Origin of the sequence: Streptomyces iconiensis, from assembly GCF_028657195.3 — a bacterium.
Classification (GTDB): domain Bacteria; phylum Actinomycetota; class Actinomycetes; order Streptomycetales; family Streptomycetaceae; genus Streptomyces; species Streptomyces iconiensis.
Genome location: NZ_JANCPR020000043.1, coordinates 32,279 through 45,694 on the forward strand (window position 1 = coordinate 32,279; position 13,416 = coordinate 45,694).

Annotated in this window: 12 protein-coding genes; 3 read left to right on the forward strand and 9 right to left on the reverse strand. The window is 70.3% G+C overall.

What is annotated here, in order from left to right:
- Positions 1-8: 8 nt before the first annotated feature.
- From NMN56_RS32600 to NMN56_RS32615, 4 genes are all read right to left on the reverse strand, one after another.
- Positions 9-1,343, reverse strand: coding sequence for a coiled-coil domain-containing protein (locus NMN56_RS32600; RefSeq protein ID WP_274043928.1), 1,335 nt, complete (start codon positions 1,341-1,343; stop codon positions 9-11).
- Positions 1,344-1,382: 39 nt separating this feature from the next.
- Positions 1,383-2,513 (reverse strand): glutamate ABC transporter substrate-binding protein, encoded by a 1,131-nt coding sequence (locus NMN56_RS32605; RefSeq protein ID WP_274043927.1) that lies wholly within the window; start codon positions 2,511-2,513, stop codon positions 1,383-1,385.
- Positions 2,514-2,530: 17 nt separating this feature from the next.
- On the reverse strand, positions 2,531-3,808 hold the full coding sequence (locus NMN56_RS32610) for a hypothetical protein (protein ID WP_274043926.1): 1,278 nt from the start codon (positions 3,806-3,808) through the stop codon (positions 2,531-2,533).
- A gap of 451 nt (positions 3,809-4,259) precedes the next feature.
- The gene (locus NMN56_RS32615; RefSeq protein ID WP_274043925.1) at positions 4,260-5,264 is read right to left on the reverse strand and encodes a methyltransferase domain-containing protein; all 1,005 of its coding nucleotides are present in this window, start codon (positions 5,262-5,264) and stop codon (positions 4,260-4,262) included.
- A gap of 71 nt (positions 5,265-5,335) precedes the next feature.
- On the opposite strand from NMN56_RS32615, the gene NMN56_RS32620 reads away from it, so the two are divergent.
- From NMN56_RS32620 to NMN56_RS32630, 3 genes are all read left to right on the forward strand, one after another.
- Positions 5,336-6,064, forward strand: coding sequence for an ABC transporter ATP-binding protein (locus tag NMN56_RS32620; RefSeq protein WP_274043924.1), 729 nt, complete (start codon positions 5,336-5,338; stop codon positions 6,062-6,064).
- Positions 6,061-7,137: an ABC transporter permease gene (locus NMN56_RS32625; protein WP_274043923.1), complete on the forward strand. Its 1,077-nt coding sequence runs from the start codon at positions 6,061-6,063 to the stop codon at positions 7,135-7,137. The genes NMN56_RS32620 and NMN56_RS32625 overlap by 4 nt, the downstream gene beginning before the upstream one ends.
- 168 nt (positions 7,138-7,305) lie before the next feature.
- Positions 7,306-7,707, forward strand: coding sequence for a globin (locus NMN56_RS32630; protein ID WP_274043922.1), 402 nt, complete (start codon positions 7,306-7,308; stop codon positions 7,705-7,707).
- A gap of 252 nt (positions 7,708-7,959) precedes the next feature.
- On the opposite strand, the gene NMN56_RS32635 is transcribed toward NMN56_RS32630, so the two are convergent.
- The 5 genes from NMN56_RS32635 to NMN56_RS32655 all read right to left on the reverse strand — a co-directional run bounded on the left by NMN56_RS32635 (position 7,960) and on the right by NMN56_RS32655 (position 13,205).
- Positions 7,960-8,634, reverse strand: a complete 675-nt coding sequence (locus NMN56_RS32635; protein WP_274043921.1) for a DUF8185 domain-containing protein — start codon at positions 8,632-8,634, stop codon at positions 7,960-7,962.
- A complete protein-coding gene (locus NMN56_RS32640) occupies positions 8,615-9,049 on the reverse strand; it encodes an acyl-CoA thioesterase (RefSeq protein ID WP_274043920.1) in 435 nt (144 codons plus the stop codon). Before NMN56_RS32640 ends, NMN56_RS32635 begins: the two co-directional genes overlap by 20 nt.
- Positions 9,050-9,053: 4 nt before the next feature.
- The gene (gene ettA / locus NMN56_RS32645) at positions 9,054-10,718 is read right to left on the reverse strand and encodes an energy-dependent translational throttle protein EttA (RefSeq protein WP_274043997.1); all 1,665 of its coding nucleotides are present in this window, start codon (positions 10,716-10,718) and stop codon (positions 9,054-9,056) included.
- Between the two features lie 211 nt (positions 10,719-10,929).
- Positions 10,930-12,444: a TQXA domain-containing protein gene (locus NMN56_RS32650; protein ID WP_274043918.1), complete on the reverse strand. Its 1,515-nt coding sequence runs from the start codon at positions 12,442-12,444 to the stop codon at positions 10,930-10,932.
- Positions 12,445-12,623: 179 nt separating this feature from the next.
- Positions 12,624-13,205, reverse strand: coding sequence for a single-stranded DNA-binding protein (locus NMN56_RS32655; protein ID WP_274043917.1), 582 nt, complete (start codon positions 13,203-13,205; stop codon positions 12,624-12,626).
- Positions 13,206-13,416 lie beyond the last annotated feature (211 nt).

The window sequence follows — 13,416 nt, forward strand, 5'->3', positions numbered from 1 at the left end:
CTGCTCGCTCACTCTGCCCCCATGTTCATCGCTCCGTCAGCTCCCCCGTGCTGCCGTGGCGCGAGCGCCTCCTGCGCGGCGCGCTGATAGCGCAGCACCGCGTCCTCGGCGGCGCGCAGGTCACAGGGCGCGCTCCACAGCATCCGGCGTGCCACGTCGTACCGCTCGATGAGAATCCGGTCCTCCGCGTGCCCGAGCTGGGCGACCTTCGCCTTGTAGGCGTCCAGCCTGCCGCGCAGCTCAGCGCGCACCGCCAGCGGCGCCGTGACCGCCGACAACTGGGCTCGCGCGCGCTCCAGTTCGTCCTCCGCGCGCTGCTCCAGGCTCTCCAGCAGCGGGGAGAGCCGGTGCCACTGCGCGTGCCTGCGGTAGTCGGCCGCCGTGGCCAGCTGCTCCTGGAGCGCCGTGGGCGGCCCGCTGACGGCCGGCACCTCGGAGGCGGCGATCTTCGCCAGCACCTCCCCGCGCGCCGAACGGGCCTCGGCGAGCGTACGGTCGGCGCGTGAGAGCAGGTCTCGCAGCTTCATCAGCCGCTGCTCCGCGTCCTGCCTGACGGTGAGTACGGCGTCGATCTCGCGGCGCACGTCCTCCAGGGCCCGTGCGGCACTGTCGTAGCGCGAGGTGTCCGGCCTGCCGCCGCCCGGCGCGCTGCTGCCTCCGGTCGGCGCCCAGAAGGCGAGCGGGTCGGAGACCACCTCGGCCCGCAGGGTGGTGAGTTCGGCCGTGGTGCGCTCCAGGTCGTCGCCCGCCGGGTGTTCGCCGGGGCGCACCCCGACGGAGTGCGCCAGCGACCGTACGCGCTGGAGCTCGGCAGCCAGCAGGTCGATACGGGCGGGCAGCGCCGACCACACGGAGTCGGCAGCGGCGACGACGTCCAGCGCCTGCGCGTACCACTCGTTCATGCGCTCGACGAGCTGGCCGAGGGTCATCTCCTCGGCCAGCTTGGGCCCTTGGGTCAGCCGCGCCCCCTCGGTGCCGCCCGACGCCTGTCCCGACAGCGCGCTGCCGGCGACGGTGAGGGTGCCGCGCAGCAGGCGGGTCAGCTCGGTGAGGTCGTCGCGGCTGGGCCAGCGGCGGCGTGCCCGCAGCTCGCGCGCCGTCTCCAGGGTGCGCGAGTAGGTCTCGAACGCGTTCCACAGCAGGGTGATGGCCGCCTCGGCGCGCGCCCAGCGGTGTTCGGTGGTGCCGGTGAGCGTGGCGCCTTCGAGGAGGCGGCGTCCGGCGTGGTCCTGGAGCGCGAGGAGCGACGACTCGACCGCCTCGTGCTCGGCGTCGAGCCGCTCCAGAGCACGGTCGGCCTCCTCCCGGCTCATCACCGGTCCGGTGGGTCCCGCGGGCCCCATCGATCACCCCTCTGTTCCTGTCGTTCTCCGGTACGGATGTCAGTCGCGGTAGCGCGCCTTGGGCGGTGCGGGCTTCTCCTCGTCCTCCGTACCCATCCTGTCGTCGCCCAGCCACTTGTCGTAGGCGGGCCTCCACTTGGTCTTGCGGAAGCTCTCCAGAACCTTGTTGACCCTGCGCACCAGATCCTCGTCCTTGAGGTTCATCGCGACGCCGTAGGGCTCCACGGTCTCCGGCTCGCCGATCAGTTCGACGGAGGGGTCCTGGGCGGCCTGTCCCGCGCCGAGCGCGCTGTCGGTGACGGTGGCGTCCGCCTCGCCGAGCTGCAGGCGTACGAGGCAGTCGAGCTGGTTGGGAACGACCACGGGGCGTGCGCCAAGTGCCTTGTAGTTCTTGGACTTCATCATCTTCTCGGCGGTTGAGCCCGACGCGTAGCAGATCTTCTTGCCGCGCATGCTCTCGTCGAAGCCCTTGACCCTGTCCTCGTCGTCCCCGGAGGCACCTGCGCCCGGGGAATCGCTCTTGTCCTTCTCGTCCTTCTCCTTGGGCACCAGGAGCTGCTGGCCCGCCTCGAAGTAGGCGGTGGAGAAGGCGACCTTGTCGATGCGGTCGCAGGCGATGGTCATGGTGCGTACGACCATGTCCACGTCGCCCTTCTGGATGGCGGGGATGCGCTGGTCGGTCGGGATGGTCTTGTACGTGATCTTGTCCGGGCCGTCCCCGCCGACCAGGTCCCGCGCGATGGCGCGGACGAGTTCGATGTCGAACCCGTCGATGTCGCCCGTCGTAGGGTCTCGGTAGCCCCACAGGTAGCTGTTCTGGTCGACACCGACCGTCAGCTTGCCCTTCTCCTTGATGCGCTTGACAGCATCGCCCGCGTCTTCCGAGTCCTTCGAGGGCCGGAGGCTGGCGGCGGGGTTGTCGCCGTTCTCGCACTTCTCCGGCTTGGGCTCCTCGCCAGGGCGGTCGGCTGAGGCCGGGTGCCCCTGCGCCACACCGCGCGGGGCGGTGTCGCCCGCGCCGTCGGTGCCGCCGGTGCCCGTCGAGGACAGCACGGTGGAGACGAGCACGCCGGTGACGACGGCCAGCCCTCCCACGGCGACAGCGAGCGGCTTACGGTGCGGCGTCCACTTCGACGGCGCTGGCACGGCCTGCGGTTCTTCCCTTCCCATGCCTGCCTCCTCCCCCCTCACCTGTACTCCGCGAGCCTGCGTCCGATGCCGAGCACAGCGGCTGCCGCTCCGAGCACGGCCAGCACCATCGCGCCGATGGAGAGGCCGCTGAACCAGCCGAGCCCGTCGTTCGCAGCGGACTCGAACTGCCCCTGCTCGTGCCCGCTCGCCTTGTCGAGGCTGTCGTCGACCTTGTCGAAGCTCTCGCCCGTACTCTTCTCCGCCCCGATCACCATGTCGACGGCCTCGTCGTAGTTTCCGCCGTTGTCCTTGCCGCGGGCTTCGGCGTGACGTTCCTTCCACGTGGTGACCGATTTCTCGGCCGCCTGCACGGCGGAGCGTCCCGCGGGGTCGTCCGCGAGAGAGAGCGCGTGCGCGAGCCCACCTGCCTTGCCGCTCCCCGTGACCGCTGCCATCTGCTTCTTGTAGCTGTCCTCGTACGCCGCGCCGCCGCCGCGTGCCACCAGCGTCATGTTCTCGTCGCCGCGTGCCTGCAGCGCGCTGATCCACGTCTCGTTGAGCGCCTGGAGCGAACGTGCGCCCGTCTCCTCCGACTCGCCCAGCCCGGAGCGCGCGAGCGCGTGCCCGCCGACCAGCCACACCAGGACGGCGACGGTCGCGGCCGTCGCACCCAGCAGCCCTTGGTTGAACACCCTGTTGGTACGGCGGTAGTTGCGGCGCTGCGCCCAGCCGAGCGCGCCGAGCGCCAGGACGCCGACGCCGATGGCCAGGAAGGGCCACGACTTCGCGTCGCCGTAGTCGCTGTCCAGGCGCGCGGTCTCCGCCGTGTAGAGCTTGCGTGCCGCGGGCAGCAGTTCGCCGCGCATCTTGTCGTCCGCGTACCGCAGATAGGCACCGCCCAGCGGCAGGCCCTGGCGGTTGTTGGCGCGTGCCGACTCGACCAGGCCCGTATAGACGGGCAGTCCGCGGTTGAGTATGGCGATCTGGCGCTGCGCGCTACGGGAGTTGTCGGAGTTGGCCGCCGCCGTGGCCAGCAGCTCGGCGGAATCGCGGATGTCCTTCTCGTACCGCTGACGCACCGCGCGCGGCTCGTCGCCACCGGCCAGGAAGCCGCTGGCCGCCGAGGTGTTGGCGTCGGCCAGCGAACGGTAGACGCGCGCCGCGTCGGCGCTGAGCGGCTGGCTGTGGTCGACGACGGCGACGGCGGAGTCCTTGCGGTCGGCGACCTGCCACGCGGTCACCGCGCCGAACAGCACCAGAAGCGCGGCCAGTACGGCACCGATCGAGCGCAGGCGGCCGGGCTCGGTCGTGGCAGCGGCTCGTATTCGGTGCACGCCCTCGGACCACGCGGTGCGCCGCGAACCGCCGGGCTGCGGCATCCCGTGGACATCGCCCGGGCCCGGGCCCGAACCCCGTACGGGCGCTGGCGCTGGCGCGGGCGGTGGCGCAGGCGGCGCCGGTGGCGCGCTCGGCGGCTGTGTCACGGCTGGAGACCTCCCCCTCGGTCGCTGGCAGGGACGCTGCCCTGTGCTCGCACGCTGTCACGCCAGGGCAGTGCCTCGGCCAGCAGTATGGCCGGAGGGACCGGCCACCACAGTGACTTGACCGGGATCTTGTTCGGATCGGGACAAGAAAATGCGGCGACCAGAACGCGAAGCCTGCCCGGAACGCGGTGCGTGTCCGGCCGCTCATTCTGCCCGGAGACGGCGCTGTCCGCGCGGGCCTGTGGATAACCGGGGACCGGCCATGGCACGAACGGTCACCGCACAACCTTTCGTTCTTCTCTCACGCACCCCGCTCGCCTGCGGTTCCCCGCGTACCCTCGCCGGCCCCGCCCCCCTCGTCCAGCAGCCAGGTGTACGGGCCCTCCGGGTCGTCGAGCCAGGCCCACTGCCTGCCGTCCCGCACCGTCACGCCGTACCGCTCGCGCCCCGGGCGGCCTTCCGCCTCCCACAGCGAGAACGCCTCGGAGGGCTCCAACTGTCCACCCGTGAGGGTGAGCAGGAAGCGGAAGGCGTCGTCACGCAGTGCCCGCCGGGGCACACCGCGCGGTACGGGAGGCGCGGGCCGCACCCCTCCCGTACCGCGCAGGGAGACGAAGAACGCCGGTGTACGCGTGAAGTGGCCCTGCGCACACCCGTCCTGGTCGGTCCGCAGCGCCAGCAGCCCCGTCGCCAGCGGGGTGAGGACCAGCGCGCCGGGAGAGCACTGCGCGATCCACGCGCGGGGTACCTCCGGCACCGCACACGTGGCGATGACGCGGTCGTACGGCGCGTGCGCGGGGCAGCCGCGCGCACCGTCGCCCGTGATCACCCGTGGCCGGTGTCCCGCGGCAGCGAGGTGCGAGCGCGCCGCGTCGGTGATGTCGGGGTCGAGGTCGACGGTGGTGACGTGCGAGTCGCCGAGCCGGTGGCTGAGCAGCGCCGCGTTGTAGCCCGGCCCTGTGCCGATCTCCAGCACGTCCATACCGTCGCGCACGTCCAGGTACTCCAGCATGAGGGCCATCAGCGAGGGCTGGCTGCTGGAGGAGAGCAGCTCACCGTCGCGCATGCGGGTGGCCAGTGGCTGATCGGTGTAGACGCCCTCACGCCAGCGCGCGCGGCGCCCCGGGTCGGGGTCGTCGCGCCAGAGCCGCTCGTAGTCGCCACCGGGCACGGCCGAGTAGAAGAACGGCACGAACAGCTCGCGCGGCACCTCCTCGAAGGCAGCGCGCCAGGCGGGGTCACGGAGCCCTCCTCCGGCGACCATCTCCCGCACGAGCTGGTGGCCGGGACCAGACGAAGCAGCCATGTTCCCAATGTGCGGGCAAATATCTGATCACGCGAGACCGGAAGGGGAAACTCCGGCGTTAGCCTCCGCCCATGCCAGAGAACGCGATCAGAGCCGAGGGACTGCGCAAGCGGTACGGGGAGACGCAGGCCGTCGACGGGGTCTCCTTCGAGGTGGAGCACGGTGAGTTCTACGGGATCCTCGGTCCGAACGGCGCGGGCAAGACGACCACGATGGAGATCGTCGAAGGGCTCCGCGAACCCGACGAGGGCACGGCGCAGATCCTCGGCCTGCCCTCCTGGCCCCGCGACCGGGGCCTGCTGCGCCGTATCGGCGTACAGCTCCAGGCGTCGGCCTTCTTCGAGCGGCTGACGGCGCGCGAGCAGATACACACCTTCGCCGCGCTCTACGACATCCCCGCCTCCCGCGCCGACAACATGCTGGAGACCGTCGGCCTCACCGACAAGGCAGGCACCCGCGAGGACAAGCTCTCCGGTGGCCAGGCACAGCGCCTGTCGATCGCCTGCGCGCTGGTGCACGACCCGGAGCTGGTCTTCCTGGACGAGCCGACCACAGGGCTGGACCCGCAGGCCCGCCGCAACCTGTGGGACCTGCTGCGGAAGATCAACTCCGAGGGCCGCACGGTGGTGCTCACGACGCACTACATGGACGAGGCCGAGACCCTCTGCGACCGGGTGGCCGTCATGGACAACGGCAAGGTGCTACGGGTGGGGCCGCCGCAGGACCTGGTGCAGGAGCTGGGAGTCAGCACCCTGGAGGACGTCTTCCTTCAGCTCACGGGGCGGGAGTACAGAGAGTGAGACCTTTCCTCAGTCTGTCGGCCGCGATGACGCGCGGGCTGCTGCGCGACCGCTCGGCCGTGTTCTTCATCCTGATCTTCCCGCTGATGTTCCTGGTGCTCTTCGGCGCGCTCTTCAAGGACACCAGTACCGATCAGGCGAAGATCGTGCAGGTCGGCGACGTCAAGGTGCTCGACGGCATCCCCGCCAAGGAGCGGGAGGAGCTGCGCGAGGTACTGAAGATCGAGAAGACCGACGGTTCGGCGGAGGCGCGGGATGAGGCGCTGACGAAGGTACGCAAGGGCGACACCGACGCGGCCGTCTTCGAACGCGGGGGCAGGATCGAGCTGCGCTACTCGGCGGCCGACGAGGTGCGCGCCGGCAATGTGCGCGGCGTCCTGAACTCCATCGTGCAGCAGGCCAACCAGCGCGTCACCGGGCAGCCGCCCGCCTTCCGTCTGAAGACGGCCACTCTGGCCGACCAGTCGACCAAACCCATCCAGTTCCTCACCCCGGGGCTGCTGGGCTGGGCCGTGGCGATGGGCGGCGTCTTCGGCTCGGCGTTCAACCTCGTCAGCTGGCGCAAGAAGCGGATTCTGCGCAGGCTGTGGCTGGCCCCCGTGAGCCCGGCCGCCGTGGTCGGCGCACGGGTGGGCGTCAACCTCGCCACGGCCTTCGCGCAAACAGCGATCTTCCTCGGGATCGCCTCCCTGCCCTACTACGGGCTGGAGTTGACCGGTCACTGGTGGCTGAGCCTGCCACTGGTCGCCTGCGGAACGCTGGCCTTCATGTCGATCGGCCTGCTCGTCGGCTCGTGGGCGAAGACGGAGGAGGCCGCCAACGGGCTGGCGCAGATCATCGTCCTGCCCATGGCGTTCCTGTCCGGTGCCTTCTTCCCGCTCGACGGAACGCCGTCGTGGGTGCGCGCCATCAGTGACTTCATGCCGCTCAAACATCTCTCCGAGGCGATGCAGGACGTACTGTCGCGCGGCGAGAGCTGGGGAGCCGCGCTTCCCACCATGGGCGGCCTGCTGCTGTTCGCCGCCGTCCTGACGGCCCTCGCCTCCCGGATCTTCCGCTGGGACGCGGCGTAGGCGGTCCCCCGTGGCTCGGTTCGGTGACGCATGCGCGGTGCCCTGTGGGCGGCGAGGGGCGGTGACGCATGCGGGGTGCCCTGTGGGCGGGCGTGCCGGGGCCGGGCCCCGGGGTGTGGTCCTAGGTCCAGGGGTCTCCTCCGGGGCGTCTGAGACCATGGAGAGGTGATGGAGATTCCGCGCGGCAGCTTGCAGACGCAGACCTTCTACGAGCAGGTCGGCGGCGAGGAGACGTTCCGTCGACTCGTGCACCGCTTCTACCAGGGAGTCGCAGAAGACCCCGTGTTGCGGCCGATGTACCCCGAGGAGGACCTCGGCCCAGCCGAAGAACGCTTCGCGCTCTTCCTGATGCAGTACTGGGGTGGACCCCGCACCTACAGCGACCAGCGCGGCCACCCCCGGCTGCGCATGCGGCACGCGCCCTTCAAGGTCGACCAGGAAGCCCACGACGCCTGGCTGAAGCACATGCGGGTCGCCGTTGAGAGCCTGGAGCTGCCCACCGAGCTGGAAACACAGCTCTGGGACTACCTGATCTACGCCGCCGGATCCATGATCAACTCCGCGGACTGACCAGACCGGCCGACCCGGCAACCCCCTCGCTCTCCCCTGCGGTTGAGGGATGCGCGCCGCACGGCGCGTGAACAGGACACGGTCGCCGAACCGGGCGCCGCCCTCGCACCCCTGGCCGTACCTGGCACCCGGGCGACGACGAAAGGGCGGGCGCAAGCGCGCACCAAAGGCCGGGTACAAGCGCACACGAAGGCCCCGGGCACAGGAACGAACGTGCCCGGGGCCTTCGTGACGGATACACCGCCGGCTACATCAAACCGGCGTGACGCTGAGCCCACCCGCGCCCGAACCGGAGCCCCCGCGCCGGACGGCCACGGAACCGTAAGGCGTACGCAGCCGCAGCCAGGCACCCGCCTCCAGCAGGCTCACCGGCCCCTTGCCGCGCAGGAACCCGAGCGCGTGCGCAGCGTGCGCGGCACGCAGCGGCAGGCCCGTACGGCCCAGCGGCCTGGACCAGATCTCCTCGGCGAGCGCGTCCAGCGCCTCACGGCCCCGCTTGTCGGGCCCCAGCCGCTCGGCACGCTCCTTGAACTCGCCGACGGCGGCGGCAGCCACCGAACCGATCGCCTCCACGGGCGCCTTGGCGTACTCGTGCCACCCGGCGCGCGGCGGCAGCAGCCCCGCCCACGAGGGCCCTGTCACCTCCGACGGCACCCCGACGGCCTCGCGCTTCTCGTCGACGCGCTCCAGCAACTCCCCCGCCGAGACGGTCACATCCAGCTCGGCGGGCTCCAGCAGCCTGCCGGTGCGCACGGCCAGCACCTCGAACCGCGCGGGCTTGGCGAACACCCCCGCCACGCCGTCGCCCGCCTGGATACGGACGGCGGCGCTCTTCTCCCAGCGCAGCAGCCGCCCGAGGAAGGCGGCGAGCCCCGCCGACTCGCCGGGGTCCGCGAAGACCAGTTCCCTAGCCACGGTGGCTGTCATCGAAGTACCTCTCCAGGAAGGCCCGTTCCCCGCCGGTCAGCCGCCGGGGACGCTCCTCCTTCAGGTTGTACGGCACCACGACGGTCTTGGCCCGCACATACGGCCTGACGTCCGCCCCGGGCACCGCGGTTTCCCTGATCTCGTAGGCGAACGTGACCGAGGCCGCGTTGAGCTTCGTCACCCACAACTCCACGGTCACAGGGTTGTGCTGGTGCACCAGCGGGCGCAGGTAGTCGATCTCATGGCGCGCAACGACGGTCCCGCCCGTGAAGCTGTCCGAGTCGGCCTCCCGCGCCGGCCGTGTCATGAAGTCGATCCGTGCCTCCTCCAGATAACGGAGGTAGACCGCGTTGTTGACATGCCCGAAGGCATCCATGTCCGACCAGCGCAGGGGGCACTGATAGCTGTGGCGCACGCACTCAGCTCCGGGTGAGCTTCTTGTACGTCGCCCGGTGCGGGCGTGCCGCGTCGGCACCCAGCCGCTCGACCTTGTTCTTCTCGTACGACTCGTAGTTGCCCTCGAACCAGAACCACTTGCTCTCGCCCTCGTAGGCGAGAATGTGCGTCGCCACGCGGTCGAGGAACCAGCGGTCGTGGGAGACGACCACGGCGCAGCCCGGGAATTCGAGCAGTGCGTTCTCCAGCGAGGAGAGCGTCTCCACGTCGAGGTCGTTCGTCGGCTCGTCGAGGAGCAGCAGGTTGCCGCCCTGCTTGAGGGTGAGCGCGAGGTTGAGACGGTTGCGCTCACCGCCGGAGAGCACACCGGCCGGCTTCTGCTGGTCCGGGCCCTTGAAGCCGAACGCGCTCACGTAGGCGCGCGAGGGCATCTCCACCTGGCCGACGTTGATGTAGTCCAGCTCGTCGGAGACGACGGCCCACAGCGTCTTCTTCGGGTCGATGTTCGAGCGGCTCTGGTCGACGTAGGAGATCTTGACCGTGTCGCCGACCTTGATCGAACCGGAGTCCGCGTCCTCGAAGCCCTGGATCATCTTGAACAGCGTGGTCTTGCCCGCACCGTTCGGACCGATGACGCCCACGATGCCGTTACGGGGCAGCGTGAAGGACAGGTCGTCGATGAGGACCTTGTCGCCGAACGCCTTGCTGAGGTTCTGGACGTCCACGACGATGTTGCCCAGTCGCGGACCCGGCGGGATCTGGATCTCCTCGAAGTCGAGCTTCCGCGTCTTCTCCGCCTCGGCTGCCATCTCCTCGTAACGGGTCAGACGTGCCCGGGACTTGGCCTGCCGCCCCTTCGCGTTGGAGCGGACCCACTCCAGCTCGTCCTTGAGGCGCTTTTGCCGCTTGGCGTCCTTCGCGCCCTCCACCTTGAGCCGCGACTGCTTCTTCTCCAGGTACGTGGAGTAGTTGCCCTCGTAGCCGATGGCACGGCCCCGGTCCAGCTCCAGGATCCAGCCCGCGACGTTGTCCAGGAAGTACCTGTCGTGGGTGATGGCGACGACGGTGCCGGGGTACTTCGCCAGGTGCTGCTCCAGCCACTGCACGGACTCGGCGTCCAGGTGGTTGGTGGGCTCGTCGAGCAGCAGCAGGTCGGGCTGCTCCAGCAGCAGCTTGCACAGCGCGACGCGGCGCTTCTCACCGCCGGAGAGGTTGGTGACCGGCCAGTCACCGGGCGGGCAGCCGAGCGCGTCCATGGCCTGCTCCAGCTGAGCGTCCAGGTCCCACGCGTTGGAGTGGTCGAGCTTCTCCTGAAGCTTGCCCATCTCCTCCATCAGCTCGTCGGTGTACTCGGTCGCCATCTGCTCGGCGATCGCGTTGAACCTGTCGAGCTGCTGCTTGGTCTCCAGGACACCGTCCTGAACGTTCTCCAGCACCGTCTTCGACTCGTCCAGCGGCGGCTCCTGCAGCAGGATGCCCACGCTGTACCCGGGTGCGAGCATCGCGTCGCCGTTGGACGGATGCTCCAGCCCGGCCATGATCTTGAGCACGGTCGACTTGCCGGCGCCGTTGGGACCCACGACACCGATCTTCGCGCCGGGCAGGAAGCTCAGGGTGACGTCGTCGAGGATCACCTTGTCGCCGTGCGCCTTGCGCGTCTTGCGCATGGTGTAGATGTACTCAGCCAAGAGGAACCGTCCGGCAATCTGTAGGTATTCACATGCGGCCAGGCCGCGCTGGTCGTGTTGCGGCAGGCGCCGCGAGGTCGAGGGGCGGCACCGCCGCGCGGATCGAGGCACGGCCATGCCGCGTAAGGCATACGCACCCCATCTTGCCGCACACGGTGCCACGCGCGGAAACGGGTTCCCTGACCCCCGCGACGAACTCCGCCGGATTCCCTCAGGAACGCCGGCGTACGACGGTCAGGACAGCGCCGCCTATCGCCACGAACGCGGCGGCCACGGCCGCGAACAGTGGAGCGTTGCTTCCGCCGGTCTGCGCGAGGTCCTGGCTGCCGCCCATGACCGTGTCCCCGCCACCGCTTCCGCCACCGACCGTGGCGGGACGCTCGGCGCGCGCCGGTGCGCTCCGCTGGTCCAGCCCGCCCGCGGCTGCCGAGGTGGCGCAGTCGAGAACTCCGCTGAAGGTCCGCTCGTATCCGTTCGGTCCCGTGACCGGTATCCGGTAGGGCTGGTCCTCCTTGACCGGCACCGTGAGCGTCCCCTTGTCGCCTTGCTCGACCTCGTCCTTCTGACCGCCCACCCGGAGCGGGAACGGGGCGTCCCCGCTGTTGTCCACGGTGATGTCCACGCCCCCCTTCGCGCAGTTCTCCTCGGCCGTGGTGGCCGGTACGGGTCCGCCCTCGGCCCAGTTGACCGCCGCCGCCGAGGAGACGGTCGACTGGCTCGATCCGGCGAGGACCTGGGTCTGGCTCTTGCCCCGGCCGCCCGACCCGGTGAACACCCGCCCGACCGGGATCTTCGTCGCCGCCTCCGCCGTCAGCGAAGCCGTTCCCGGGTCGATGTCCTCGGGCAGCTGGAAGTACAGCTCGGTGCCGTTGACGGCGGAGTCGACCGGCTCGCCCTTCTTGTCCACGACACGCACGCCCTGGGAGGTGGCGTGCGGGTCGGGCGCGAGGCTGACGGCGGGCGCGTTGGTCCGGACCGTGACGGGACCGGGCCGTTCACCGTTCCTGCCGGAGACCTCAGCCGGTTCGAGGGTGAGCGACGCCTTCGGCTCGGACATCCGCTTGGCCGCCTTCACCAGATGGTCGGCGAGCTTCTGGGCCGCCGGGTCACTGGCGGTGATCCGTACATGCTCCCGCGCACTGCCCTTGTGTGCGGCGTCCGCGCCGGTGCCTGCCCCCGCACCTGCCCTGCCGGCACCTGCCCGGGCGTCCGGCCCCTCTTCGGAGAACCGCCATATCGCGACCTGGGTCCCCGCAGCCGCGGTCTGCGGGGTGAGCCGCTTGGCGCCCGCCGCCTCGGCGAGGGCCTGGAGGTCGTTCATGCGGGGGTAGGAGTGTTCGAGGACCCAGCGGATCTTGCCCGCGTTCCGGTTGCCGTACAGGGACGAGGACTTCCACTCTCCTTCCTCGTAACGCGCCTGCTCCTGTATGGGGTTGAGCATGTCGACGCCGTAGGTCTGCAGGGTGCCGCCACCCTCGACCGTCATCTCGAAGAGTCCCGCGCTGATCTCCTGTCTCTCGCTGCCCGTGCGGATCACCGCCTGGTCATGGGTCCTGAGCCCGTCGAGCGTGGCGCTGGCTCCGCCCCGCTGCCCGGACACGCCCTCGCCTGGCGCACCGCCGGCGGCGGCGGGGGCAGCGGTCGCCGCCATCCCCGCGGCACACAGTCCGGTGGTCGCCGCGACAGCAGCGAGACGGCCGGTCATCCGCCCGCGTACAGAAGTCATGGTCTTCCCCTCTTGGCCGGGGTGGCCCGCGCGTGGCCATCTCCCTGCCGCAAAGCTCTAACCCCCCGTCAGTACGCGACGGATAGTAGAGACGGAGGCACACCTCAGTCCCCAGGAACCCCGTCTGCCACGCGTTCCGAATCGGAATCGTTATCGCCGAATCCGACGGACCGGGACGATCACGGCACGGGCCGCTGACCTGGAATGTCTCCTTCCGCTGAGGCTCCCTCCTCTCCCGTGACCGTGCCGGCGGCGGTTCCGAGTGCGGTCCCGGTGGCGGCTTCACGACCCCTGCCGACGGTGGCGGCGACCGGCTCCGCGCTCACCGCCCATGGGTCGGTCCCGTCGGCGGCACCCGTCGCGTGCGTCCAGCTCCCAGCCACTACCGGCTCGCCTCCGGCCCGTGCGGCGCGCATGAAGACGGCCGTGCCGCGCGACAGGTCGTGCCCGACCGACGAGGCCGTCAGATCCGCGGCGAGAAGGCGCCTACCCTCGCGCTCCTCCTCCAGGATCCTCAACTGCCCCCGCACGATGACCGGCTCGCCCCGCGAGACCGACGACGCCACGTTCGTGGCCAGCGAGCGCCATGCCCACACCGTGTAGAAGCTGGTGAAGGCGTCGGTCCAATTCCCCCTCTGCCGGTCGAAGCGCCGCACCGTACTGGCGAGCCGGAACCTCGCCACCGGTACACCCGACGACGACGTCCGGTAGTCGACCGGTGTCGCCACATTCCCGGCGACCGTCGTATGTGTCTCGTTCATACCAACCACCCCCTGGCTCCCGTGCCTTCGGAACCAGAATGCGGCCGGGAGCGGATCTCCGGGGAAACGCCCTCAGATCTGTGGATTACCTGAGCGTTGTGGACAACCCGGCCCCTCGTGTGGGTGACCGGGATGACCGGCCGCCCCGGTCACCGACGGGACGAAGACACCGTCCCAGCGGCTCCCGTCACACCACCTGACCAGCCACTAC